This is a genomic window from Pseudomonas sp. H1h, from assembly GCF_000633255.1.
Taxonomy (GTDB): Bacteria; Pseudomonadota; Gammaproteobacteria; order Pseudomonadales; family Pseudomonadaceae; genus Aquipseudomonas.
Genome location: NZ_AYMJ01000031.1, coordinates 498,460 through 522,813, shown reverse-complemented (window position 1 = coordinate 522,813; position 24,354 = coordinate 498,460). Strand labels below are relative to the sequence as shown.

At 60.9% G+C, this 24,354-nt stretch carries 28 protein-coding genes; 13 read left to right on the top strand and 15 right to left on the bottom strand.

Annotated elements, in window-relative coordinates; all coding sequences use genetic code 11:
- The first annotated feature begins 86 nt into the window (after nt 1-86).
- Complete coding sequence (locus tag U862_RS0126410) at nt 87-878, top strand: crotonase/enoyl-CoA hydratase family protein (protein ID WP_003226769.1); 792 nt, start codon at nt 87-89, stop codon at nt 876-878.
- A 108-nt stretch (nt 879-986) separates the two neighbouring features.
- On the opposite strand, the gene U862_RS0126405 is transcribed toward U862_RS0126410, so the two are convergent.
- A complete protein-coding gene (locus tag U862_RS0126405; RefSeq protein WP_025113149.1) occupies nt 987-1,742 on the bottom strand; it encodes a spermidine synthase in 756 nt (251 codons plus the stop codon).
- Nucleotides 1,743-1,895: 153 nt separating this feature from the next.
- Here U862_RS0126405 and U862_RS0126400 point away from each other — a divergent pair, with 153 nt between their 5' ends.
- A complete protein-coding gene (locus U862_RS0126400; RefSeq protein WP_007964815.1) occupies nt 1,896-3,242 on the top strand; it encodes a class II 3-deoxy-7-phosphoheptulonate synthase in 1,347 nt (448 codons plus the stop codon).
- Nucleotides 3,243-3,492: 250 nt separating this feature from the next.
- On the opposite strand, the gene U862_RS0126390 is transcribed toward U862_RS0126400, so the two are convergent.
- Together U862_RS0126390 and U862_RS0126385 are read right to left on the bottom strand one after the other, a co-directional pair.
- Nucleotides 3,493-4,719, bottom strand: coding sequence for a winged helix-turn-helix domain-containing protein (locus U862_RS0126390; protein ID WP_025113147.1), 1,227 nt, complete (start codon nt 4,717-4,719; stop codon nt 3,493-3,495).
- Nucleotides 4,720-4,783: 64 nt separating this feature from the next.
- Nucleotides 4,784-5,005 carry a DUF1127 domain-containing protein gene (locus U862_RS0126385; protein WP_025113146.1) on the bottom strand — a complete coding sequence of 74 codons (222 nt, stop codon included), beginning with the start codon at nt 5,003-5,005 and terminating at the stop codon, nt 4,784-4,786.
- Nucleotides 5,006-5,101: 96 nt separating this feature from the next.
- Here U862_RS0126385 and U862_RS0126380 point away from each other — a divergent pair, with 96 nt between their 5' ends.
- On the top strand, nt 5,102-5,956 hold the full coding sequence (locus U862_RS0126380) for a LysR substrate-binding domain-containing protein (RefSeq protein ID WP_025113145.1): 855 nt from the start codon (nt 5,102-5,104) through the stop codon (nt 5,954-5,956).
- On the opposite strand, the gene U862_RS0126375 is transcribed toward U862_RS0126380, so the two are convergent.
- Entirely contained in the window at nt 5,946-6,695 is a 750-nt protein-coding gene (locus U862_RS0126375) for a sulfite exporter TauE/SafE family protein (RefSeq protein ID WP_025113144.1), read from the bottom strand. The two genes, U862_RS0126380 and U862_RS0126375, sit on opposite strands and share 11 nt — an antisense overlap.
- A gap of 109 nt (nt 6,696-6,804) precedes the next feature.
- Here U862_RS0126375 and U862_RS0126370 point away from each other — a divergent pair, with 109 nt between their 5' ends.
- From U862_RS0126370 to U862_RS0126360, 3 genes are all read left to right on the top strand, one after another.
- Complete coding sequence (locus tag U862_RS0126370) at nt 6,805-7,761, top strand: LysR family transcriptional regulator (RefSeq protein ID WP_025113143.1); 957 nt, start codon at nt 6,805-6,807, stop codon at nt 7,759-7,761.
- Between the two features lie 73 nt (nt 7,762-7,834).
- Nucleotides 7,835-8,308, top strand: a complete 474-nt coding sequence (locus U862_RS0126365) for a MarR family winged helix-turn-helix transcriptional regulator (RefSeq protein WP_025113142.1) — start codon at nt 7,835-7,837, stop codon at nt 8,306-8,308.
- A gap of 338 nt (nt 8,309-8,646) precedes the next feature.
- A complete protein-coding gene (locus U862_RS0126360; protein WP_007964807.1) occupies nt 8,647-9,066 on the top strand; it encodes an organic hydroperoxide resistance protein in 420 nt (139 codons plus the stop codon).
- Nucleotides 9,067-9,254: 188 nt separating this feature from the next.
- On the opposite strand, the gene U862_RS0126355 is transcribed toward U862_RS0126360, so the two are convergent.
- Both U862_RS0126355 and earP read right to left on the bottom strand, forming a co-directional pair.
- Nucleotides 9,255-9,824 carry an elongation factor P gene (locus U862_RS0126355; RefSeq protein WP_025113141.1) on the bottom strand — a complete coding sequence of 190 codons (570 nt, stop codon included), beginning with the start codon at nt 9,822-9,824 and terminating at the stop codon, nt 9,255-9,257.
- Between the two features lie 48 nt (nt 9,825-9,872).
- On the bottom strand, nt 9,873-11,015 hold the full coding sequence (gene earP / locus U862_RS0126350; protein WP_025113140.1) for an elongation factor P maturation arginine rhamnosyltransferase EarP: 1,143 nt from the start codon (nt 11,013-11,015) through the stop codon (nt 9,873-9,875).
- A gap of 124 nt (nt 11,016-11,139) precedes the next feature.
- On the opposite strand from earP, the gene U862_RS0126345 reads away from it, so the two are divergent.
- Together U862_RS0126345 and U862_RS0126340 are read left to right on the top strand one after the other, a co-directional pair.
- A complete protein-coding gene (locus tag U862_RS0126345; protein WP_025113139.1) occupies nt 11,140-11,550 on the top strand; it encodes a hypothetical protein in 411 nt (136 codons plus the stop codon).
- 2 nt (nt 11,551-11,552) lie between these two features.
- Nucleotides 11,553-12,035: a GreA/GreB family elongation factor gene (locus U862_RS0126340; protein ID WP_025113138.1), complete on the top strand. Its 483-nt coding sequence runs from the start codon at nt 11,553-11,555 to the stop codon at nt 12,033-12,035.
- Nucleotides 12,036-12,044: 9 nt separating this feature from the next.
- Here the strand turns inward: U862_RS0126340 and cysB are convergent, their stop codons facing one another.
- The 5 genes from cysB to U862_RS0126315 all read right to left on the bottom strand — a co-directional run bounded on the left by cysB (nt 12,045) and on the right by U862_RS0126315 (nt 16,008).
- Nucleotides 12,045-13,019, bottom strand: coding sequence for an HTH-type transcriptional regulator CysB (gene cysB, locus U862_RS0126335; RefSeq protein ID WP_007908591.1), 975 nt, complete (start codon nt 13,017-13,019; stop codon nt 12,045-12,047).
- A gap of 113 nt (nt 13,020-13,132) precedes the next feature.
- A complete protein-coding gene (locus U862_RS0126330; protein WP_025113137.1) occupies nt 13,133-13,636 on the bottom strand; it encodes a universal stress protein in 504 nt (167 codons plus the stop codon).
- 98 nt (nt 13,637-13,734) lie between these two features.
- Entirely contained in the window at nt 13,735-14,640 is a 906-nt protein-coding gene (locus U862_RS0126325; protein ID WP_025113136.1) for a 5'-nucleotidase, read from the bottom strand.
- Between the two features lie 28 nt (nt 14,641-14,668).
- Nucleotides 14,669-15,625 carry a putative 2-dehydropantoate 2-reductase gene (locus tag U862_RS0126320; protein WP_025113135.1) on the bottom strand — a complete coding sequence of 319 codons (957 nt, stop codon included), beginning with the start codon at nt 15,623-15,625 and terminating at the stop codon, nt 14,669-14,671.
- On the bottom strand, nt 15,622-16,008 hold the full coding sequence (locus tag U862_RS0126315) for a co-chaperone YbbN (protein WP_025113134.1): 387 nt from the start codon (nt 16,006-16,008) through the stop codon (nt 15,622-15,624). Before U862_RS0126315 ends, U862_RS0126320 begins: the two co-directional genes overlap by 4 nt.
- Between U862_RS0126315 and U862_RS0126310 the strand changes: the two genes are divergently transcribed.
- Both U862_RS0126310 and U862_RS0126305 read left to right on the top strand, forming a co-directional pair.
- Entirely contained in the window at nt 16,007-16,450 is a 444-nt protein-coding gene (locus U862_RS0126310) for a PilZ domain-containing protein (protein ID WP_025113133.1), read from the top strand. The two genes, U862_RS0126315 and U862_RS0126310, sit on opposite strands and share 2 nt — an antisense overlap.
- 129 nt (nt 16,451-16,579) lie before the next feature.
- Nucleotides 16,580-17,656 carry a 3-deoxy-7-phosphoheptulonate synthase gene (locus U862_RS0126305; protein WP_025113132.1) on the top strand — a complete coding sequence of 359 codons (1,077 nt, stop codon included), beginning with the start codon at nt 16,580-16,582 and terminating at the stop codon, nt 17,654-17,656.
- A 63-nt stretch (nt 17,657-17,719) separates the two neighbouring features.
- On the opposite strand, the gene U862_RS0126300 is transcribed toward U862_RS0126305, so the two are convergent.
- Complete coding sequence (locus U862_RS0126300) at nt 17,720-18,001, bottom strand: GNAT family N-acetyltransferase (RefSeq protein ID WP_025113131.1); 282 nt, start codon at nt 17,999-18,001, stop codon at nt 17,720-17,722.
- Between the two features lie 636 nt (nt 18,002-18,637).
- Between U862_RS0126300 and oprI the strand changes: the two genes are divergently transcribed.
- Nucleotides 18,638-18,889: an outer membrane lipoprotei OprI gene (gene oprI / locus U862_RS0126295; protein WP_025113130.1), complete on the top strand. Its 252-nt coding sequence runs from the start codon at nt 18,638-18,640 to the stop codon at nt 18,887-18,889.
- A 123-nt stretch (nt 18,890-19,012) separates the two neighbouring features.
- Here the strand turns inward: oprI and U862_RS0126290 are convergent, their stop codons facing one another.
- The 3 genes from U862_RS0126290 to U862_RS0126280 form a co-directional block, all read right to left on the bottom strand.
- Nucleotides 19,013-19,984: a L,D-transpeptidase family protein gene (locus tag U862_RS0126290; RefSeq protein WP_025113129.1), complete on the bottom strand. Its 972-nt coding sequence runs from the start codon at nt 19,982-19,984 to the stop codon at nt 19,013-19,015.
- 197 nt (nt 19,985-20,181) lie between these two features.
- Nucleotides 20,182-20,475, bottom strand: a complete 294-nt coding sequence (locus U862_RS0126285; RefSeq protein ID WP_007908575.1) for a hypothetical protein — start codon at nt 20,473-20,475, stop codon at nt 20,182-20,184.
- Between the two features lie 57 nt (nt 20,476-20,532).
- Nucleotides 20,533-21,138 (bottom strand): arylesterase, encoded by a 606-nt coding sequence (locus U862_RS0126280; protein WP_025113128.1) that lies wholly within the window; start codon nt 21,136-21,138, stop codon nt 20,533-20,535.
- 10 nt (nt 21,139-21,148) lie between these two features.
- Here U862_RS0126280 and U862_RS0126275 point away from each other — a divergent pair, with 10 nt between their 5' ends.
- Nucleotides 21,149-21,832 carry an ABC transporter ATP-binding protein gene (locus tag U862_RS0126275; RefSeq protein ID WP_025113127.1) on the top strand — a complete coding sequence of 228 codons (684 nt, stop codon included), beginning with the start codon at nt 21,149-21,151 and terminating at the stop codon, nt 21,830-21,832.
- Nucleotides 21,832-24,336, top strand: a complete 2,505-nt coding sequence (locus U862_RS0126270) for an ABC transporter permease (RefSeq protein WP_025113126.1) — start codon at nt 21,832-21,834, stop codon at nt 24,334-24,336. Before U862_RS0126275 ends, U862_RS0126270 begins: the two co-directional genes overlap by 1 nt.
- The last annotated feature ends 18 nt before the right edge of the window (nt 24,337-24,354 follow it).

Genomic DNA, 24,354 nt, shown 5'->3' with positions numbered 1-24,354 from the left:
GGCCCTGCGGGTGATGACGCTTAAACGATTCATCGATGTGCGGCATACCGTCGCTGCACCCGCCCTTCCCGCCCGAGGATTTACCCATGAATCAGCCCTGCCCCGGCCGCGTCAGCCGTGAACGTCGTGGTCATGTCCACCTGATCGGCCTGGATCGGGCCGCCAAACGCAATGCGTTCGACCTCGACCTGCTCAATGCGCTGAGCCTGGCCTACGGTGAATTCGAGGCCGACAGCGAAGCGCGGGTGGCCGTGGTGTTCGGGCATGGCGAGCACTTTACCGCCGGTCTGGATTTGTTGAACGCGAGTGCTGCGCTCGCCGAAGGCTGGCAGGTTCCGACCGGCGGTTGCGATCCGTGGGGCGTTTTCGTTGGGCCACGGGTCAGCAAACCGGTGATTGTCGCCGCGCAGGGTTACTGCCTGACCATCGGAATCGAGTTGATGCTCGCGGCGGATATCAACCTGTGCGCAAGCAATACCCGCTTCGCGCAAATGGAAGTGCAGCGTGGGATTTTTCCTTTTGGTGGCGCGACCTTACGCTTTCATCAAGTGGCCGGCTGGGGCAATGCCATGCGCTGGCTGCTGACCGGTGATGAGTTCGATGCGCATGATGCGCTGCGCCTGGGACTGGTGCAGGAAGTGATGGCCAGTGAGGACCTGTTGCCCCGAGCGATCGAACTGGCCGAGCGCATTGCCCGACAGGCCCCGCTGGGCGTGCAGGCGACGCTGATGTCGGCGCGGCAGGCACGCTATGAAGGCGAGACGGCGGCGGCGCAAGGGTTGCCGGCGCTGGTGAAGAAGTTGCTCGGCAGTGAGGATGCCAAGGAGGGGGTGCGTTCGCTGGTTGAGCGGCGGCCGGGGATTTTCAAAGGGATCTGAAAATCATGGCGCCTGTCAGGGCGCCATCGCGAGCAGGCTCGCTCCTACAGGGGGAATGCATTCCAATGTAGGAGTGAGCCTGCTCGCGAAAGGGCCATCACTGACGACTCAAGTCGCCGGGCGAATCGCCTTGATCAGCGACTGCAACGAATACCCCAACTGTGGCGCCAGCGCTTCAGCCCGGGCCGTCAGAGCCTGCATGTCCAGCGCCTGATCGAGGTCGGCCGGCACAATCAGAATCACATTGCCCTCCTTCACCGGCAGCTCCCAGTAGTGCCGGTGATAAAGACCGCGCAACAGCGCCGCACCCAGTGGTTTGCCGTCATCGGTAGCCCACTGGTTGATCACCAGCCAGCCGCCCGGATTCAGGCGCTTCTGACAGTCACCGAGAAAACTCCAGGCCAGATGCCCGACACCCGGGCCGACATCGGTATACAGGTCGACAAAGATCAGATCCGCTGGCTCGGCCGTCGGCAGCAGTTCCAGCGCATCGCCGACACGAATATAGAGGCGCGGGTCATCATCCAGCCCGAGGTATTCGATGGCCAGGCGCGGTACATCCGGGCGCAGTTCGATGGCTTCGACGTCTTCCAGCGGCAGGAACTTGAGGCAGGCCTGGGTCAACGTGCCGGCACCGAGGCCGAGAAACAGCGCGCTCTCCGGTTGTTCGTGGCACAACGCGCCAATCAGCATTGCCCGGGTGTAGTCGTACTCCAGCCAGCTCGGATCGGCGGTAAACACGCAGCTCTGCTCGATAGCATCGCCGAACTCCAGAAAGCGGTAATCGGCCACTTCCAGCACGCGAATCACGCCGAACTCATCCTGTACCTCGGCGAGCAACAGCTCGACGCGCTCCTCAGTCATTTCGTCTCCTGATGGTCACCGGGCGCGGTGACGCGATGGCACCGCTCAGGCGCCGTGGCAAAGCGGCGATTGTCGGTGATGGGGTGGGAGCAGGTCACGCACTAATTGCTGCTACCATGGGCTTCCCGTGCGTAGAACCAATTAGAGACCGTGATGAGCCAACCGTGGAGCCCTGACAGCTGGCGCGCCCTGCCGATCCAGCAACAACCCCAATACCCCGACGCTGCGCATCTGCGCCAGGTCGAGCAGACCCTCGCCAGCTACCCGCCACTGGTGTTTGCCGGCGAAGCGCGCGAGCTGCGCCGACAGTTTGCCGAAGTGACCCAGGGCCGGGCGTTCCTGCTGCAGGGCGGCGATTGTGCGGAAAGCTTCGCCGAGTTCTCGGCAGCGAAGATTCGCGATACGTTCAAAGTGTTGCTGCAGATGGCGATCGTCATGACCTTTGCCGCCGGTTGCCCGGTGGTCAAGGTCGGGCGCATGGCCGGCCAGTTCGCCAAGCCGCGCTCGGCCAACGATGAAACCATCGATGGCGTAACCCTGCCGGCCTACCGTGGCGACATTGTCAACGGCATCGGTTTCGACGAAAAAAGCCGCGTGCCGGATCCTGAGCGTCTGCTGCAGTCGTATCACCAGTCCACCGCCACCCTCAATCTGCTGCGCGCCTTCGCCCAGGGCGGTTTTGCCGACCTGCATCAGGTCCACAAGTGGAACCTCGATTTCATCGCCAACTCGGCGCTGGCCGAGAAATACAGCCACCTCGCCGACCGCATCGATGAAACCCTGGCGTTCATGCGCGCCTGCGGCATGGACAGCTCGCCGCAACTGCGCGAAACCAGTTTCTTCACCGCCCACGAAGCGCTGCTGCTGAACTACGAAGAAGCCTTCGTGCGTCGCGACAGCCTGACCAACGATTACTACGACTGCTCGGCGCACATGCTGTGGATCGGCGACCGCACCCGTCAGCTCGACGGCGCCCACGTCGAATTCCTGCGCGGGGTGAACAACCCGATTGGCGTAAAAGTCGGCCCGAGTATGAACCCGGACGACCTGATCCGCCTGATCGACGTGCTCAATCCGGACAACGATCCAGGCCGTCTGAACCTGATCGCGCGGATGGGCGCGAACAAGGTCGGCGATCACCTGCCGGCGCTGATCCGCGCGGTGCAGCGTGAAGGCAAACAGGTGCTGTGGAGTTCCGACCCGATGCACGGCAACACCATCAAGGCCAGCAGCGGCTACAAGACCCGCGACTTCGCGCAGATCCTTGGCGAAGTGAAGCAGTTCTTCCAGGTGCACGAAGCCGAAGGCACTTATGCCGGCGGGATTCACATCGAGATGACCGGGCAGAATGTCACCGAGTGCATCGGGGGCGCGCGACCGATTACTGAAGACGGGTTGTCGGACCGTTATCACACCCACTGCGATCCGCGGATGAATGCCGATCAGTCGCTGGAGCTGGCGTTTTTGATCGCGGAAACACTGAAGCAGGTTCGGCGCTGAATCCGTCAGGTATCTAGCGTCTGACCGGCCGCCTTCGCGAGCAGGCTCGCTCCCACATTGGATCTGTGTCGTTCACAAGTCCCCTGCTCGCGAAGAGGCCAGGTCAAGCCCCGGCCAATCGGCCTCCGCCGCAAATTCAAGGCCAGCGCCAGCATCCCCTCATCTCCCAGCCCCGGTTCCTCCTCCCACATTGGATCTGTGTCGTTCACAAGTCTCCTGTGGGAGCGGGCTTGCTCGCGAAGAGGCCAGCTCAGTCACAGCCAATCTGCGCCAATGCCACCCGCAACCGCCCCGCACTCTCTCGCTGACAATTCAGTTGCACCCGCTCAAGCCCCAGCCAATCGGCCATCCGCCGCAAATTCAAGGCCAGCGCCAGCATCCCCTCATCTCCCAGCCCCGGTTCCTCCTCGTGCACCGCATGCACCGCCAGGCGTCCCGACGCCCGTTCGGCGCGTAGATCGACCCGCGCGGCAATCCGCTCGTTGTGCAAGAACGGCAATACGTAATAGCCGTAGACCCGCTTGTCCTGCGGCGTGTAGATCTCCAGTCGATAGCGGAAATCGAACAACCGCTCGGTGCGGCTGCGCTCCCAGATCAACGAGTCGAACGGCGACAACAGCGCACTGGCGACAACTTTGCGCGGCACTTTCGGTTCCGGCAGGCAATAGGCGATCTGTCGCCAACCGGCAACTTCGCAGGTCTGCAATTGCCCGTCCTCGACCAGTTCCGCCAGTCGCGGTCGAGCATCTCCCGGATTCAGGCGAAAGTAATCGCGCAGGTCTTTTTCAGTGCCGACACCCAACGCCTGGGCCGCATGCAGCAGCAAACCGCGCTGGGCTTCGGCTTCATCCGGCAGCGGCTGCTGCAGAACCGGCGCCGGGATGACCCGCTCCGGCAAATCATACAAACGCTCAAACCCCCGGCGGCCGGCCACGGTCACTTCACCGGCAGCAAACAACCATTCCAGTGCATGCTTCTCCGCGCTCCAGTCCCACCACGGCCCGGCCTTGTCTTCGCGGGTCGACAGACTGCCGGCGCCCAGTGCGCCTTGCTCTTCGACAGATGCCAGCACCCGGCGAATCGTCTCCTGCTGCTCACGCCCGAACCTGGCCAATTGTTGATAGATGTCTTCACCACGCCTGGCGCGCTGCATGCGCCAGCCGAGTAACGGATACATCGACAGCGGCAACAATGACGCTTCATGGCCCCAGTATTCGAACAACGTGCGACGTCGCCCCGAACTCCAGGCAGCCTGGTCGAGCAAATCAGAGGAATAGGCACCCAGACGGGAAAACAGCGGCAGGTAGTGCGAGCGCACCACGGCATTGACGGAGTCGATCTGCAGCAGGCCCAGCCGTTCGATCAACCGGTTGAGCTGCGGCGCTTTGACGGTCGGCGGCTGGCGCCCGTTGAACCCTTGGGCAGCCAGCGCCAGACGTCGCGCCTGTTTGAGGGAAAAGGCCAGAGTCGCGGGCATGAACATCTCCTTGTCTGCTCGCAACCTACCTCACTTGAAAGTGGTTTGTGTAGTAAGGCCCTGATCATTTATGCATCGGATCGTCCCAGAACGGCCGGATGGCCTCGTGCTCAACGTCGGCACGGCTGACCCCGATGTCCTTCAGCGCTTCGTCGCTCAGACTGGCGAGCAACTCGCGTTCGCGGTGCAGTTCATACCAGCGGCTAAACTTGTGCAGCAGGTCGGAAACGATATGGCCGTGGCCGGAAAATTTTGTTTCGTCTACATACTCTCTTTGACCTTTCATCGTGTTGCCCTCCTTGTGGATGGCTCAAGTCTCGCGCTGGCGTTAAGATCAATCCAACGAATGTTTCTGATGGCATTCATCACGGAGATTCATCAATTGTCGGCCTACCCCAGTATCGATACCGATGTCCTGCGCACCTTCGTCGCGATTGCCGACCAGGGCGGGTTTACCCGCGCCGGCGAAATGGTCAACCGCACGCAATCGGCAGTGAGCATGCAGATGAAGCGTCTGGAAGAAGACGTGCTGCAGCGCCAGTTGTTCGAGCGTGACGGCCGTCAGGTACGACTGACCGCCGAGGGCCAAGTGCTGCTCGGGTATGCGCGGCGCATCCTCAAGTTGCACAGCGAGGTGTTCAACACCCTGCGCGAACCGCACATGGTCGGCACCGTGCGCATCGGTACGCCGGACGATTACGTGATGCGATTTCTGCCGGGGATCCTGTCGCGGTTTGCCCAGTTCTATCCGCTGATCCAGATTGAAGTGCACTGCGAATCCAGCAAGCAGTTGTTGCAGCGCACTGACCTCGACTTGTCGATTGTCACGCGTGAGCCGGGCAACGAGATCGGTCAGTTGCTACGCAAGGAGCGTTTCGTCTGGGCCGAGGCGCAAAACTTCAGCGCTCACGAGCAGACGCCGCTGCCGCTGGCGATGTTCAACAGTGATTGTTTTTGCCGCTTGTGGGCCTGCAATGCGCTGGACGCAATGGGCCGTGATTACCGCATCGCCTATAACAGCACCAGCCTGTCGGCGCTGATGGCGGTGGTGAGCGCGGGTCTGGCGATCACTGCGCAACTGGAAAGCCTGATCACCCCGGACATGCGCATTCTCGGCGCTGCCGAAGATCTGCCGCTGCTGCCCGAAGCCAGCATCATGCTGATCCGTAACCTGAACAATCCGTCGCCGATCACCGAATGCCTGGCCGAGCACATCGTCGAAGGCTTCAAGCTTTAAGGGCGAGCATTACCGCACACAGCACCAGGAAACCGCAAAACAGCCCGCGCAGCAGCCTTTCCGGCATGGCGTGGGCCACTTTCACGCCCCAACTGATGCTCGCCAGACCGCCGACGGCCAGCGGCAGGCCGATCATCCAGTCCACCTCGTGATGCACCGCGTACGTCACCAGCGTCACGCCGGTGCTCGGCAACGCCAGAGCCAGCGACAGGCCCTGAGCAACCACTTGGGTGGTGCCGAACAGGCTGGTCAGCACTGGCGTCGCCACCACGGCCCCGCCGACACCAAACAGTCCGCCCATGGTTCCGGGCGCCGCGCCTAGCACGCCGAGCCACGGCCAGGAATAACGCATCCGGGAAGTGGCAGACGGTTGCTTGCCGAACATCTTCAGCAAGTTGTACGCCGAGAGCACCACGAGGAAAGCGACAAAGCCGATACGCATGGTTTGTGCATCGATCCCCACCGCCCAGATCGATCCGATCCAGGCGAAGCAGAAGCCCATGATCGCCAACGGCAGTGCATGGCGCAGTTCGATGCGATTGCGCTGGTGATAGCGCCACAGCGCCAGCATCACGTTGGGCACGACCATCACCAGCGCCGTGCCTTGGGCGATCTGCTGATCGAGACCGAACCAGACACCCAGCAGCGGAATCGCGATCAGCCCACCGCCGATGCCGAATATGCCGCCCAATGTGCCAAGGGCGGCGCCAAACAGCAGGTACAACAAAAACTCGAGCACAGCGATTCCCTCATCCGTCAGGTGATTCATCCTACGCAGTCGAGGCTGGCGGGGAAACGCACAGCAACGCACAATGGCTATGCCAACTTTGCACAAGCACTGAACACTCATGAACCCCAACCAATTGACCGACCAGCTCGGGCTGTTTCTCGATGTGTTGGAAAGCGGCAGTTTTTCTGCGGCTTCCCGTCGTCATCCACTGACGCCTTCCGCCGTGGCGCGGCGGATCGACAGCCTGGAAAGTGCAGTCGGCAGCCAGTTGTTCATCCGCAGCACCCACGCAGTGCGGGCCACACCGGCCGGGCTGGCGTTTGCCGAACGGGCACGGCGCATCGTCAGCGAGCTGCAACTGGCCCGGGCCGAAGCGGTGTCGTTGAGCAGTGCGCCGGAAGGCTTGATCCGCATCGATGCCCCAGCGGCGTTCGGTCGCCGCCATCTCGCGCCAGTGATTGCCGACTTTCTGGTGTTGTACCCGGGCCTCGACGTGCAATTGCACCTGATCGACAGCTTCATCGACATGCACGGCTCAAACCTGGGCAAGGTCGACCTGGTCTTGCGTGCAGGGCAAATGGCCGATACGCGGCTGGTCGCTACCCCGCTGGCCAGCATGGTGCGCATTGCTTGCGCCAGCCCCGACTACCTCAAGCGGCGCGGTGCGCCGAGCCATCCCGGTCAGTTGAGTGAACATGACGGACTGGATTGGGAAGGCCTTGCCCCGCCCTTCGCCTGGCGCTTCGAACAGGACGGGCAGATGCAGTTGCATCGCCCCTCGCGTATCCGCATGAGCGCCAACAATGCCGAGGCGCTGGTGTGCGGTGCACTGGCCGGGCTGGGCATCGCGCATTTGCCGACCTGGCTGGCCAGTGAGTACCTGCTGCGTGGCGAGCTATTGCCGCTGTTCTGCGAGAACGGTCTGCCACAACCGGAGACCACCGGCATTTATGCACTGCGCATGGAACAGCAGACCCACTCGCGCAGCCGCTTGCTCCTCGAATACCTGAAGACTCGCTTCAGCCCGGTACCACCGTGGGATCTGGCGCTGCAACGAGAACTGGGCCGGCACTAGATTCGGGATAATTATCTGGCGCCTTAAACATTCGCGCGCTAGATTCAAACCCTTCATCGAACAAGGCTTTGCCATGACCACCGAACGCGACATCACCGACAACTGCGATCACCTGCTGCTGGATAACCAGGCCTGCTTCGCCCTGCATTCCACCTCGCTGATGATGACCAAAGTCTACAAGCCGCTGCTGCAAGCGCTGGGCCTGACCTATCCGCAATACCTGGCGATGATGGTGCTGTGGGAAAAAGACGGTTTGACCGTGGGTGAAATCAGCGCGCGGTTGCTGACCGATCCGGGGTCATTGACGCCGTTGCTCAAGCGCCTGGAAGGCGAAGGCCTGCTCAGCCGTACGCGCAGTCGCGAGGATGAGCGGGTGGTGATCGTCGAATTGACCGCACAGGGCCTAGCCCTTCGTGACCAGGCCAAGCGCGTTCCGCAATGCATCCTGGGCGCCAGCGGCTTTACCGTCGAGCGCCTGCAACACCTGCAGTCGGAGCTGCAAGCCCTGCGCAGCCACCTGCAAGACAGCCTGACCGAGTCCACCTGATTTCCCCTTGTGGGAGCGAGCCTGCTCGCAAAGGCGTTCTTCCAGCCCACACCTTCGCTGACTGACGCACCGCTTACGCGAGCAGGCTCGCTCCCACAGAAACCTCCTGCTGATCTGAAAATATTGACGCTGCGAAAATTATTTTGCTGGCGCTGATTCGCCTTAAGCCGCTCTAGAACAAACCTTCCAGCCGGCCGCACCACCGCGCTTGGTGGCATATCCCGATTTTCCTCAAAAAATTATCTTGCGCACTAAATATTGGCGAGCTACATTCATCTCGCACTTACTTAGCGCGCAAACAATTAGCGCAGCAAAATACACCCAACGAGGCCCACACCATGCAAACTCTCTACACTGCAATCGCAACCTCCACTGGCGGCCGTGACGGTCGTGCGATCTCCAGCGACAACATCCTCGATGTCAAACTCGCCACTCCGAAAGAACTTGGCGGTGCCGGCGGCGCAGCGACCAACCCTGAGCAACTGTTCGCGGCTGGCTACTCGGCCTGCTTCATCGGTGCACTGAAATTCGTGGCCAGCCAGACCAAACGTAAAATCCCCGACGACGCCTCGATCACCGCCCATGTCGGTATTGGTCAGATCCCTGGCGGTTTCGGTCTGGACATCGACCTGCACATCAGCCTGCCGGGTCTGGAACAAGCGGATGCACAGAGCCTGGTCGAGGCGGCGCATCAGGTCTGCCCGTACTCCAACGCGACCCGCGGCAACGTCGATGTGCGCCTGCACACCACCGTTTGAGATCAGCGCCTATCCACTGTGGGAGCGAGCCTGCTCGCGAAGGCATCCTGACAGTTAACACTTCACTGGATGACACACCGCCTTCGCGAGCAGGCTCGCTCCCACGGGGCCGGTGTTGAAGGTGAAATCGCAGGCACAAAAAAGCCCGGCTCAATGGCCGGGCTTTTTCTTTCCGCAAAAAGCTGTGCTTATTTGGCACGGCCTTTGTAGGAACCGCCTTCGCGGGTGTCGATCTCGATCTTGTCACCGATTTCGATGAAATCAGCAACCTGCAGCTCAGTACCGTTGCTCAGCTTGGCTGGCTTCATGACTTTGCCGGAAGTGTCGCCGCGAGCCGAACCTTCGGTGTAGTCAACTACGCGCACGATGGTGGTCGGCAGCTCTACGGAAACCAGACGCTCTTCGAAGAACACGGCTTCGCAAACGTCGGTCATGCCTTCTTCAACGAAAGGCAGAACGCTTTCGATGTCTTCGGCGTTCAGCTCGTACATGGTGTAGTCAGTGGTGTCCATGAACGTGTAGGTGTCACCGCTGATGAAAGACAGGGTGGCTTCTTTACGATCCAGGATCACGTCGTCCAGCTTGTCGTCCGCACCGTAAACGGTTTCGGTCTTGTAACCGGTCAGCAGGTTCTTCAGCTTGGTCTTCATGATCGCGCTGTTACGGCCCGATTTGGTGAATTCAGCTTTCTGAACCAGCCAAGGATCGTTGTCGATACGGATCACGGTACCGGGTTTGAGTTCTTTACCAGTTTTCATTGCGAATATCCGAATTTGGATGGGATTTACAAAAATCTAGGCCGCGTATCATATCCAATTTAGGTAAAACTGTACCAGCGCCGTGGCAAGATCCGCCTGCAAGCCTTGTTCCAGACACCATTGCTCGGCATTTTCCTGCAGCTGCGGCCAATGTTTACGGGCCTCTAGCCAGTGCTCGCCGATCGGTTGCCCGGCACTCCAGGCTCGCCACAGACCGTTCATCGCCTCGGCCGCCGCCGGCGAAAGACCTTTCGTGTACAGCGCAAGGAAGGCGTCGAGCTTGTCCAGATGGATGTCTTCGTCCTGCTGGTAGATGTGCCAGAGCATCGGGCGACCGGCCCACTGTGCCCGGACAAATGAATCTTCCCCGCGCACCGCATTGAAGTCGCAGCACCACAGCAACTGATCGTATTGATCCTGGCGGACGAAGGGCAACACTTGCACCGTCAGCGCCTGCCGTACGTTGAAGTCGCCGGCGGCCAGCGAATCGACTCCGAGCCAGCGCGCGACGTCGCCGAGAATCCGCCCTTCCGGCACCAGCAGGTGGGTTGGCACAGCGTCCGCAGCCAGCACGTCCAGCCAACTGGCAAGCCCGGCATTTTCGTAGGCAAACAAGGAGATCAATTGTGCATCCGGTGCACGATCAACCCCCAGCCCCAGCAGGAATTGTCGCTGCGCCCCGTCGTCAGCCTGAAACGCACGACGCCGCTCTAGCAAGCCCCGTTCGCGTAGCAATCCGCCAGTGCCTGGCTGAAACCCCGGAAAGAAGAAAAACTTCTGCACCGATTTGTACTTCACCGAGGGCAAGCCGTGACAACCGCTTACCCAGTCTTCGGCGCTGAGGTAATCGAGGTTCATCCACAGCGGCGGTTGTTGCCGCTCGGCCATGGCGTCCATATAAGCGGGTGGTAGCTGGCAAGCGAAAGCGGCAATCACCACGTCCGCCGCGGCCGTCTGCGGCCAGTCACTCGGCCAGTGCCGCACCTCGACCCCCTGCTGCGATTGCTGCGCAACGTGGATATCGATCTCGGGGCAGATACGCTCGAAGGCGCGCAAGTCATCGACCCACAGGCGCACAGTCATGCCATGCTCGGCCACCAGTTGCCGGGCCAGACGCCAGGTCACGCCGATGTCGCCATAGTTGTCGACCACGGTACAAAAAATATCCCAGCGGGTTTCCGATACCGACATGCAAGACTCCCGTTGGCAAAAGCGCTGATTGTCCGCATAAATGACGTCGCGCAGAAGAGCCGACGGCGATTAATCTTCGTGCGACAATCGCCACTTGCCCGCAATCATCCGCCAGGAGGCAGCCATGCCCTATCGTCCCAACCCGCGTCGTCCGTTGCCTGTTCAGCTTAGCGCGCTGCAACTGACCGGCAGTATTGCCCTGGGCATGTGGCTGGGCTTTCTGGCCATCGCCCTGACCTGCTGGCTGCTCTCGCGTTTCATGTTCACCGAACAACTGGCGCCTGTCGCTCAGGCGGTGCAGCAACTGGCCAAGCCGCCAGCGGCCGTCCAGGTACAACCGGACATTCCGCCACAGAGCCCGCTGTTCGAGCAGTACGAAGAGAACCTGCGCAAGAACGAACAGCAGGCACGTCTGGATCAGGCTCGCGGTAGCAGTCGCAACCAGTCGAATGCGAAATGCCAGTTCTGGCTGCAACAGGACCAGACCGCGCCGAGCGAAAAGAGCCGCGCCAACGTTTTGCAATTCTGCGATTGATCATGAACAAACACACCGTCCACCAACTGATCCTCGACAAACTGCGCGTCGACCTCGACATCGCCGAGCGTGCCGCGCAGACCGCTTACGAAACCGCGACCCACGAAGAGAACATCGCCGAGAACAAATACGACACGCTCGGGCTTGAGGCGTCTTATCTGGCGGCGGGTCAGGCGAAACGGGTCGAGGAAATCCGCCAGTCGCTGGCGCTGTGCCAGAACCTGGCGCTGCGCGCCTACGATGAAAATCGCGGCATCGAGATCGGCGCCCTGCTCGGTCTGGAAGACGAAAAGGGTCGCGAGCAATGGCTGTTTCTGGCGCCGGATGCGGCAGGCCTGAAAGTCGATGTGGTGGGTCAGCCGATTACCGTCATCACCCCGCGCTCACCGCTGGGTAAAAGCCTGCTGGGCAAGTTCGAGGGTGACGAGGTGGAGATTCTGGTGGCGGGCACCCGGCAACAGTTCGCTGTCACCGAGGTGCTCTGAGGCAGGGTCTTAGTGGACCGGCAGTTCGACGCCGTCGAACAGCTCTTCCAGCTCCTGCTTGTTGTGGCACTGAATGGCTTTGGCCATCACTTCACGGGTCAGGTGCGGAGCGAACTTCTCGATGAAGTCGCACATGAAACCACGCAGGAACGTGCCGCGACGGAAACCGATCTTGGTGATACTCGACTCGAACAGCTCGCTGGCATCCAGCACCACCAGGTCGTTGTCCAGTTTGGTGTCGACCGCCATCTTGGCCACGATGCCCACACCCAGGCCCAGGCGCACGTAGGTTTTGATCACGTCGGCGTCGGCAGCGGTGAACACCACTTTCGGCGTCAGGCCACGATGGCTGAAGGCCTCGTCAAGTTTCGAACGGCCGGTGAAACCGAACACGTACGTCACGATCGGGTATTCGGCCAGCGCTTCAAGGGTCAGCTTCGGCAGCTTGGTCAGCGGGTGCCCCTGCGGCACCACCACACAGCGGTTCCAGCGGTAGCACGGCATCATCACCAGGTCACCGAACAGCTCCAGCGCTTCGGTGGCAATGGCGAAATCAACGGTGCCGTCAGCGGCCATTTCGGCGATCTGCATCGGCGACCCCTGGTGCATGTGCAGCGCCACGTCCGGGTATTGCTTGATGAAATTGCTGATCACCGGCGGCAGTGCATAACGCGCCTGGGTGTGGGTGGTGGCGATCGACAGGGTACCTTTCTTCTCGTTGGAGAATTCCTGGGCAATCTGTTTGATGCTTTCAACTTTGCGCAGAATCTCGCCAGCGGTGGTGATGATGCGCTCGCCGGCCGGCGTGACGCGGGTCAGGTGCTTGCCGCTGCGGGCGAACACTTCAACGCCAAGTTCGTCTTCCAGCAGGCGGATCTGTTTACTGATACCCGGTTGCGAGGTGTAAAGGCTTTGGGCTGTAGCGGAAACGTTGAGGTCGTGGTGCGCCACTTCCCAGATGTAGCGCAATTGTTGAAGCTTCATATGTATCCCTCAAAGCAGGTAGACGCCACGGGCATCAGCGACGGTATATAACTATATTAATGGTTTGATGAATAAATCTAGAACTTTTTTATCAAAACGCCATTATTACCGCTTCAGCGATCCCCCCGACGCCGACGCTCCACCAACGGCACCAGATAAACCGGCACCTTGGCCAATTGCAGGACTCGCGTGGCCGTGCGCCCCAACGGCGTTTCCACCCCCACACCGTGGCTATGCGTGCCGACGATCAGCAAATCCACCGAGAGCTTTTGCACCTGGTCGAGAATCACCTGCGCCGGATCGCCCTGCAGCACCCGAACCGCGCGAATCCGCTGCAGATCCTGCTCGCCCTCGTCCCCCAGCTCTTCGCGAAAACTGTCGAGCACCCGCTGTTCGATATTGGCGATGACAGTTTTCAGACCCTGACTGTGGAATTCGTTCAATGCCTGCTCGTCGAGATAGCTTTGCAACACCGACTCGGCAAACAACCCCATAGGCTCCACCGCATGCACCACATACAAGTCGGCATTGAATGTTCGCGCCAACGCCAGGGCATGCTGCATCACTAACGGTGCGTACAGACCGAGGTCAGTGGCATACAGCATCGAACGAATCATATGACCTCCTCGCGTGCCAACATGGCGGAGATTTGATTCAGCTTAGCAGTGCCCAGGCGAGTACGACGTGCGACGCAACGTCTTGAAGCACAGGGGCTTTAGATCGACGGTTCGTTGCTGATGCCGTGCGGCACGTGGCCGGTGGCGACCACTTCGCGGGCGAGCTCGCAGTGGCCGGCCTGATCGTCGAAAAACACATCGGCAGCAAAGGCTTCGAGAAACGCCGATTTGGTCAGCCCGCCGAGGAACAACGACTCGTCGAGACGGATGTCCCACTCGCGCAAGGTGCGGATCACCCGCTCGTGGGCCGGCGCCGAACGTGCGGTCACCAGCGCCGTGCGAATCGGGCAATCGTCCTCGGGGAACTCGCGCTGCAGCGCATTGAGCGCCGCCAGGAAGCCTTTGAACGGCCCGCCGCGCAATGGCTCGCGCGCCGCCTCACGCTCCTTGGCCTGAAACGCCTCCAGCCCGCCGGACTGATAAATGCGCTCGGACTCATCGGAGAACAGCACCGCGTCGCCATCGAAGGCAATGCGCAACTCGTCACTGGCAGCACGACTGGCGCCACCGGACAGAATTGTCGCGGCAGCAAATCCGGCGTCCAGCGCGGCGCGTACATCTTCGGCGTGCGTGGACAGAAACAGATCACAGCCAAAGGCTTTGAGGTACGGATACGGACTGCGCCCGCCGACGAATGCCGCCCGAGAGATGTCCAGCCCATAGTGATGGATCGAATTGAAAGCGCGCAGACCGGTGTCGGCACTGTTACGCGAGACCAGAATCACCTCGACCCGGGCGCGGTCGAGGCGACTGTTGAGGCTGAGAAGTTTTTCCACCAGGGGAAAGGCATCGCCGGGGGCGAGAATCTCGTCTTCGTGCTCGATCTGATATTGCCGGTAGGCTTCGACGCCGCTCGACAGGTAGACCTTGTGACTCTCGCTCAGGTCGAACAAGGCGCGAGACGAAATCGCCAGCACCAGCTTGTCATCGATGTTCTTGGCCATGCCTTCCCCCACTTCCCGAAAAACCGACTCAGGTGTTGCGTCGGTCGATGAAACTCAACGTGCGATACAGCGCTTCAATACGCGGCAGTTCACACCCTGCCGCCTTGGCTGCCGCCAATGGCCGGGCATAAATCGCTTCCAGCTCCAGCGGCCGCTTGTGCAGAAAATCGTGGTACATGCTCGGCCAATAGTCGGGCATTTTCTCGGTCATCATGAACAGATACTCGGCGTAACCGGGCGGCATGTCGTGACCACAGGCCCTGGCGCCCTGCACCACTTCGGCCATCAAGGCCTGGATCAGCGCGCGACCGTCGGCATCGGCCATCAGCGGCGTGGTACTGGCACCGAGCAACACCGAGAGGCCGTTGTAGGGAATATTCCAGACCAGTTTCTGCCAGCGCGCCTGATGCAGATTGGGCATCGCCTGTGAATCGATGCCGGCAGCACGGAACAGCCCGGAGCCCTCCTCGACGATCGCCATGCGCTCTGCGTCGCCCGCCGCCGGGCCGCTGTGGTAACCGACGTTCACCGCCCCCAGAGCCTGATGAGTAATGTGCCCGGGGCCTTCGCGATGCACGCAGATCAGGCACAGACCGCCGAGCAGATGCAGGGAATCAGGCAGCAACTCGCGCAAGCTATCTTCGACATCGAGGCCGTTTTGCAGCACAAGCACTTTCGCACCGGGTTTGGCCGCAGCGATGATCGCCGGGGCCAGCCCGGCGCTGCTGGTGGTCTTGGCGCCCACCAGCAGCCAGTCGCAGGCCGGCATGTCCTCGGCCTTCGCATAGGCCTGCAACGGGTTCAGCGTCAGCGTGCCATGAACGGCACTGTCCACCTGCAAACCACGTTCGGCCACTGCGGCGAATTCACTGCGCAGTAAGAAGTGCACATCGCAACCGGCTCGCGCCAGCATCAAACCGTAGAATCCCCCAATCGCGCCGGTGCCGATAATCCCCACCACCGGTTTGCTGACCTCTCCCATCATGGCAACTCCTCTGCAATTCGACCCAGCGCCTGCGCCACTGCCGCGTTCAGCGCGTCGGCTGTCAGGCGCGTGTGCAATGCCCCAAAGAACTCACCGTCGCGCACTACAAACAGCGCCGGCAAATGAAAGACCTGATAACGCTCCACCAACCCGCCATTGTCGCCGGCATCGATCCAGCACAGGCGATCGACCGCCAGCTCGAACCCGGGCAACACCTCCCTGGCAAAGCGGCAGCTGGAGCAGCCGACACTGGTGAAAATCACCAGTGAAACACCGCTCATCGCCAGCAGCCACTGGTCGGCGTCAAAATCGGTCAGCTGCGATTCGACCACTATACTGGGTGAAACAATGTCAAATGGCCGACACAGGGAGTCTGTGCTCATGGGACGTTTCATTCCTCATCCGGACGAAGTGCCTGTCGAATTAACGCTACTCAAGCCCGAGTGCATTTCCAGGCAACAGCTGCACACTATCAGCCTCGGCGGGATCGCTTGCAATTATCACCGCGCCTGGCGCCACGGCACCGCACTGCAAGTACGCATGCCGACGCTCAACTCCGACATTTGTTACCCAGGCTATGTGGCGTGGTGCCTGCGGCGTAAAAAGGGCTATCTGGTGGGGATCGCGTTCACCGACGAGCAGACGCTGTTCAGCGCCCGAATGGGCGAACAGGTGTGCCAGATCGAACGCTATTGCCGCATGAACGAGGCCCACGACGACCTGCAGGATATTCAGGCGCTGGCGCTGCAATGGGTCGAACAACACGCCGACGAGTTCTCTCACGACAGCGTTCGCAAGGCTTTTGCCCAGCCAGTGCTGGATTAAAGCGGCGTTTGCCCATTGTCGAGCCGCGTCTGACGCGCTAAGGTTCGGCTCCCCGACGCGCTTAAATCTGCTGTGCTCCGCCGCGCGGGGATCGCTGGCGGCCGGCACCCGTGACCTGACGAGTAAACGATGGCTGATTTACCGATCAACGACCTAAACGTCGCCTCTAACGAGACCCTGATCACTCCCGATCAGCTCAAGCGTGATATCCCTCTGAGCGACGCTGCCCTGCGCACCGTCACCAAGGGCCGCGAAGTCATTCGCAACATTCTTGATGGCACCGACCACCGTCTGTTCGTAGTGATCGGCCCGTGCTCGATCCACGACATCAAGGCTGCCCACGAATACGCTGACCGCCTCAAGGAACTGGCGGCGGAAGTCTCCGATACCCTGTATCTGGTCATGCGCGTGTATTTCGAGAAGCCACGGACCACCGTCGGCTGGAAAGGTCTGATCAACGATCCGTACCTCGACGACTCGTTCAAGATTCAGGACGGCCTGCACATCGGTCGCCAGTTGCTGCTGGACCTGGCCGAAAAAGGCCTGCCGACCGCCACCGAAGCCCTCGACCCGATCTCCCCGCAGTATCTGCAGGACCTGATCAGCTGGTCGGCGATCGGCGCGCGCACCACCGAATCGCAGACTCACCGTGAAATGGCTTCCGGCCTGTCCTCGGCCGTCGGCTTCAAGAACGGCACCGATGGCGGCCTGACCGTGGCGATCAATGCCTTGCAGTCGGTCTCCAGCCCGCACCGCTTCCTGGGGATCAACCAGGAAGGTGGCGTGTCGATCGTCACCACCAAGGGCAACGCCTACGGTCACGTGGTGCTGCGTGGCGGCAACGGCAAGCCGAACTACGATTCGGTCAGCGTCGCCCTCTGCGAGCAGGCGCTGAACAAGGCGAAGATCAAGCCGAACATCATGGTCGATTGCAGTCACGCCAACTCCAACAAGGATCCGGCCCTGCAACCGCTGGTGATGGAGAACGTCGCCAACCAGATCCTCGAAGGCAACCAGTCGATCATCGGTCTGATGGTCGAGAGTCACCTGAACTGGGGCTGCCAGGCGATCCCGAAAGACCTCGCCGACCTGCAATACGGCGTGTCGATCACCGACGCCTGCATCGATTGGGCTGCCACCGAGAACACCCTGCGCAGCATGCACGCCAAACTCAAGGATGTTCTGCCGAAACGTCAGCGCAGCTGATCAGCGTTTCGCAGGCATAAAAAAACGCCGGGCTCAGCCCGGCGTTTTTGTGTGTAGGGTTTGTCAGATTTTCGCGGCGCGCTTCTGATGGCGCTCCATGTAGCGCTCGACGTAGGAGCACGACGGTATCACCGTGTAGCCCATTTCCTCGGCGTATTGCAGCGCGCTTTCAGTCAGCGCAGCCGCAATGCCCCGGCCACGCAGCGCGTTGGGCACGAAAGTGCGATAGATATCCAGGGTCTGTTTCCCCAGATCCATATAGGTCAGGTAGGCACGATGACCGTCCACATTGGTCTCGAACTGATGACCAGCCTGGTCATGGTGGATGGACAACGCCTCGCTCATCACTACTCCTCGCGGGTCTTGAATTCTGACCCCTACCTTACCGATGTTTTTCCGGCGAAGGAACATCTACGCCACCCCGTGCCTGATGAACACCGAGAAGAGCCACACCGATCTCGCACAACCGAGCACGTGATAAATAGTAGGCACCATTGGCGAAAATGCTCAAGGTGCGCTCGTCATCATGCTCATTGACCGGGTGACATCGATGGGCGTAGTGGCAGGCGTGGGGAAGATCTTCCCGAAGCGCTCACCTGAACATTGCCGAATGTCGAGACTTAAGACGTAGCGTCTTGTTTAAAGTCACCTCAAGAGAGACAAAGATAGGTGAGGCATCATGCAAAATCGGAACAAAAGTGTAGACGAATTCATCTAGACAGACTTGGTGCAAGACGGCAAAAACTGCACCGGGCAACGGGAACTTTTTCTCAATAACTCGCTCAAGCCGGGGCTTGTAGCTGGATATTTTTTATACAGCCCAGTTAAAAGTTGCTCGAAAAAGAATCAACGCCTACAATTTTTTTTGCTTCTTGCGCTACGTCAGTTTACTTACTACAAGTAATGGGTAGTATGTACGCCGGCTATTTCCTCAATCGGAGGAGAAAGCCACTTAATTGAAAGTCCTTGAAGGGGAACACGATGAACAACGTTCTGAAATTCTCTGCTCTGGCTCTGGCCGCAGTTCTGGCTACCGGTTGCAGCAGCGCATCGAAAGAAACCGAAGCACGTCTGACCGCTACTGAAGACGCAGCTGCTCGCGCTCAAGCTCGTGCAGACGAAGCATACCGTAAAGCTGATGAAGCTCTGGCTGCTGCTCAAAAAGCACAACAGACTGCTGACGAAGCTAACGAGCGTGCTCTGCGTATGCTGGACAAAGCTAGCCGCAAGTAATAATCCCTCGGGATTGTTATCAAGCCGACCCAGTTTCTGGGTCGGCTTTTTTTTGCCTGATGCTTTTGTCCGGGCAATAAAAAACCCGCCGACGCTGCACGCGCCGGCGGGTCCGGATCGACCTTACTGTTGCAGATCGATCGGCGTGTTCGAAACCATCGGCGCCGCCGCACCCGGCGTACCGATTTCGGTTGGCAGGCCGTCTTCAGCCGCCACTACATCGCGCACAACGTCCCAGTTTACCCGTACGTTGTTGGCGATATCTTCACGCTTGAGCATCGCGTTGATCACCGCAGTGTGCTTGTCGACCACCGACGGGTTGCCCTTGTCGTCGATCGGCGTGTGCGCTTCCAGGTAGACCTTGCCACCACTGCGACCGAACTTGTACGCGTCGTTGAGAATGCGCACCGAGGTACCGACCGGCACCATGCTGGCCATTTCCAGCACGTTGTTGTTGAACATGCGGAAGCAGCCGTGGCTGGTGCGCATGCCGATGCCGAACTTCTTGTTCGAACCATGGATCAGGTAACCGGGTGTGCCGAGGCTGAACTTGAACGGCCCCAGCGGGTTGTCAGGACCGGCCGGCACCACGTTCGGCAGCGGATCACCATCGGCGGCGTGCTCGGCCTTGATCGACGCTGGAGGGGTCCAGGTCGGGTTCGGCGTTTTCGCGGTGATAGTGGTGTGAGCGATCGGCGAACCCCAGCCTTCACGACCGATACCCAACGGAAAGGTGTACACCACGTTCCGGCCTTTCGGGTAGTAGTAGAGGCGGTATTCGGCGAGGTTGATCACGATGCCTTCGCGCGGACCCGGCGGCAGGATGAACCGCGTCGGCAGGACGATTTCAGTGCCGGCGCCCGGCAGCCAGGCATCGACGCCCGGGTTGGCCGCGACCATTTCCGAATAGCCCAGATCGTAGGTGGTGCCCAGGTCAGCGAAGGTATCTTCGTACTTGGCCTTGATCACCTGCACCTGGCCGATGATGTCCTCACCGGGTGGTGGCAGGGGAAACTCCAATGCAGCAACGGGACCGGCCACACACAGGGCGGCAAGTGACAGGCAGCGGGTGACGGCAGGAAAGCGCGGCAACATCCGGAAAATCCTTCGCATGATCAACAAGGGTATAAGAGCGCGATTGTACACCGCGCCTCGGGAATTCGGGGAGACCACCCTGCAGCAGGCGACAAGGTGCCTAGGGTGGGAGCGGGCTTGCTCGCGAATGCGGTGTGTCAGTCAAAGCATTCGTTGAATGAAACACCGCATTCGCGAGCAAGCCCGCTCCCACAAGGTCAGAGCTCGAAACGCAACTCAGGCCAGATCGGCGAGGTACCGCGCTTCTGCGACTCAAGGATCGCCCGGCACAACGAGCACAGGCGCTGATCCTGAAACACCCGGCGATCGACACTCGACCAGCGCGGCTGCGCCGGCAGCAAGCTGCCACACAACGTCCGGTCGGCCGAGCCACCGAGTTCGAGTTGACGGGTCACCAGATGCACCCGCACTTCCTGGCAGGCGAACAGATCCAGCTGTTCGTCAGGCTCGATCAGTTGGTAGGCAAACAGGGACCAGGCAGAACGCGACATCGGGGGCTCCAAATAAGGGGGCGCCACATTAGCCGAAAGCCTGCCACTAGAAAAGCCTCATAACAGCGGTTTTAGCGTCGGCCAGACATTTTCCAGCAACTTGCCCTGAGCCCCGACTGCCGGGTGCAGACCATCGGCCTGCATCAGATCGGGATGGCCACCGATGCCATCGAGGAAAAACGGCACCAGCGGGATCTTTTTCTCGGTGGCGAGTTTGCCGTAGACCTCGGCGAAAGCATCGGTGTAACGCTTGCCGTAGTTGGGCGGCAGTTGCATGCCGAGCAACAGCACCTTGGCGCCGTTCTGGCGGGAGCTGTCGATCATCGCCGCAAGGTTTTGTTGCAATTGCGTTGGCGGCATTCCGCGCAGGCCGTCATTGCCACCCAATTCGAGAATCACCAGTTCCGGCTTGTGCTCTGCAAGCAGCGCCGGCAGGCGCGCCTGGCCTCCGGCACTGGTGTCGCCGCTGATGGAGGCATTGACCACTTTGTCGTCAAAACCTTCCTGTTTGAGCCGTTGCTCGAGCAGCGATACCCATCCCAGGCGGGTATCCAGTCCGAAACCGGCGCTGATACTATCGCCAACGATCAGGACAGTACCCGCCGCTGCGTTCTGGGCCATGCACATCAAGGCCAGGCCAGCACTCAAAAACCACACACGCATCGGATTCTCCATGGGCGCAAGCATTCTCACCGCGAAGAACCTCAGCAAAGTGGTTCCCAGCGCGGAAGGTGAACTGACTATCCTGCACGAACTCAGCCTGGAACTGAACAAGGGCGACAGCCTGGCCATCGTCGGCGCGTCCGGTTCCGGCAAATCCACCCTGCTCGGCCTGCTGGCCGGCCTCGACCTGCCGAGCAGCGGCGAAGTCATCCTCGCCGGGCAAGCCCTGAGCAATCTCGACGAAGACCAGCGCGCGCGTATCCGCGCCGAGCACGTAGGTTTCGTCTTTCAATCCTTCCAGTTGCTCGACAGCCTCAACGCACTGGAAAACGTCATGCTGCCGCTGGAACTCGATGGCCGCAAAGACGCCCGCGAACGCGCCACCGAATTGCTGCAACGGGTCGGTCTTGGCCAGCGCCTGACGCACTCGCCACGCCAGCTCTCCGGCGGCGAACAACAACGCGTGGCGATTGCCCGGGCCTTCGCCGCCGAACCGGACGTGCTGTTCGCCGACGAACCCACCGGCAACCTCGACAGCCATACCGGCGAGCGCATCAGTGACTTGCTGTTCGAGCTGAATATGGAGCGCGGCACCACGCTGGTGCTGGTGACCCACGATGAACGCCTGGCCCATCGCTGCCGGCGCCTGATCCGACTTGAAGCCGGGCTGCTGGTCGCCCCTCTGGAGCCTTGATGGCACGTCTGCCGCTGTTGCGTCTGTTCAGCCTCGCTATCCGCCAGTTGCTGCGCGATGCCCGCGCCGGTGAATTGCGCGTGCTGTTCTTCGCGCTGGTCGTCGCGGTGGCGGCAAGTACCGCCATCGGCTATTTCGGCGCCCGCCTCAACGGCGCGATGATGCTGCGCGCCACCGAGTTCCTTGGCGCCGACCTGGTGCTTGAAGGCAGCTCACCGGCCCGTGACGAACAGATCCGCAGCGGCACCGAACTGCGCTTGATTCATGCCCAGGTGGTGGAGTTTTCCAGCGTCATCGCCACCGACAACGGCATTCAGTTATCGAGCATCAAAGCAGTCGACCGCGCATACCCACTGCGCGGCGAACTGAAAAGTGCCCCCGCTCCATTTGCCGCAGAAACCTCCGGAGGCGAGCCGCAACCCGGCGAAGCGTGGGTCGAAGCACGACTGTTGACCGCGCTGGATCTGAAGATCGGCGACAGCATCGACGTCGGCATGAAAACCCTGAAGCTGACCCGCGTGCTGACCTACGAGCCGGATCGTGCGGGCAACTTCTACAGCCTCACGCCTCGGGTGATGATCAACCTTGATGACCTCGCCGCCACGGGTGTGGTGCAACCGGGCAGCCGGGTCAGCTATCGCGAGTTGTGGCGCGGCGAACCGCAGGCGCTGGAAACCTACCGACAGCTGATCAAACCGGGACTGGCCGCCAACCAGCGGATTCAGGATGCCCGCGACGGTAACCGACAGATCGGCGGTGCGCTGGGCAAGGCCGAGCGCTACCTGAACATGGCCAGTCTGGTCGCGGTGCTGTTGGCCGGTGTGGCCGTGGCGCTGTCGGCGAACCGTTTTGCCAGTCGCCGCTTCGATGCCAGTGCCCTGCTGCGCTGCCTTGGCTTGTCGCGTCGGGAAACCATGCTGTTGTTCAGTATTCAACTGACGGTACTGGGCCTGGGCGCCGCCCTCAGTGGTGCGGTGCTCGGCTGGCTGGCTCAACTGGGGCTGTTTGCCCTGCTGCATGACTTGCTGCCGGCGGATGTACCGCCGGGTGGGCTGTTTCCAGCGATGGCCGGGATCGGTACCGGTCTGGTGGCGCTCGCCGGGTTCGCCCTGCCGCCGCTTGCCGCGCTGGGTCGAGTGCCACCGCTGCGGGTACTGCGCCGCGACATGCTGCCGATTCCGTCGAGCACCTGGATGGTCTATGGCGCAGCACTGGGCGCACTCGGTCTGATCATGTGGCGCCTGAGTCTCGATTTATTGCTGACCTTCGCCCTGCTCGGTGGCGGTGTCGTGGCGGCGGTGATCCTCGGCGGGTTGCTGCTGTTACTGCTGAACAGCCTGCGTCGTCTGTTGGCGCGAGCCTCGCTGCCTTGGCGCCTGGGGCTGGGTCAGTTGCTACGCCATCCACTGGCGGCCGCTGGACAATCACTGGCGTTCGGTCTGATCCTGCTGTCGATGGCGCTGATCGCCCTGCTGCGCGGCGAACTGCTCGACACCTGGCAAAACCAGTTGCCGAAAAACGCCCCGAACTATTTCGCCTTGAACATCCTGCCGGCGGACAAACAGGCCTTCACCGAGCACCTGGTCAGCGTCTCCGCACAAGCGGCGCCACTGTACCCGGTGGTGCCAGGACGACTGGTCAGCATCAATGGCGAGCCAGTGCAGCAAATCGTCAGCAAGGATTCGGCCGGCGACCGCGCGGTTCAGCGTGATCTGAGTCTGACCTGGGCCGCCGATCTGCCGGCCGGCAACAAGCTTACCGCCGGCACTTGGTGGACCGCGCAACCCTCGGATGACGTACCGGGCGTGTCGGTGGAAGGCAAGGTCGCCGAAAGCCTCAAGCTCAAGCTGGGCGATCACCTGGTGTTCAGCGTCGGCGGCGTCAATCGCGAAGCGAAAGTCACCAGCCTGCGCGAGATCAACTGGGACAATTTTCAGCCGAACTTCTTCATGATCTTCCAGCCCGGTACGCTGAAGGATCTGCCGGCGACCTATCTGACCAGTTTCTACCTGGCACCCGGTCACGATCAGCAGATCGTCGAGTTATCGCGAGCGTTTCCGGCGGTGACCATTCTTCAGGTCGAAGCCCTGCTCGAACAACTGCGCAGCATCCTCGCCCAAGTCACCCTGGCGGTGGAGTATGTGTTGTTGTTCGTGTTGGCAGCAGGGATGGCGGTGCTGTTCTCCGGCTTGCAGGCGACGCTGGATGAACGCATTCGCCAAGGCGCACTGTTGCGAGCGCTGGGTGCGGAACGGCAGTTGCTGGTCAAGGCCCGGCGCATCGAGTTCGGCTTGCTCGGTGCGGTCAGCGGGCTGCTCGCGGCCATCGGCTCGGAGGTGGTGAGCCTGGTGTTGTATCGCTATGCGTTCGATCTGCCGTGGCATCCGCATCCGTGGCTGCTGGTGCTGCCTTTGATCGGTGCAGCGCTGATTGGCGGTGCCGGTGTGTTCGGCACGCGTCGGGCACTGAATGCGAGTCCGCTGACAGTCTTGCGCGAGGGTTGATAGACTCCAGCCTTCGTC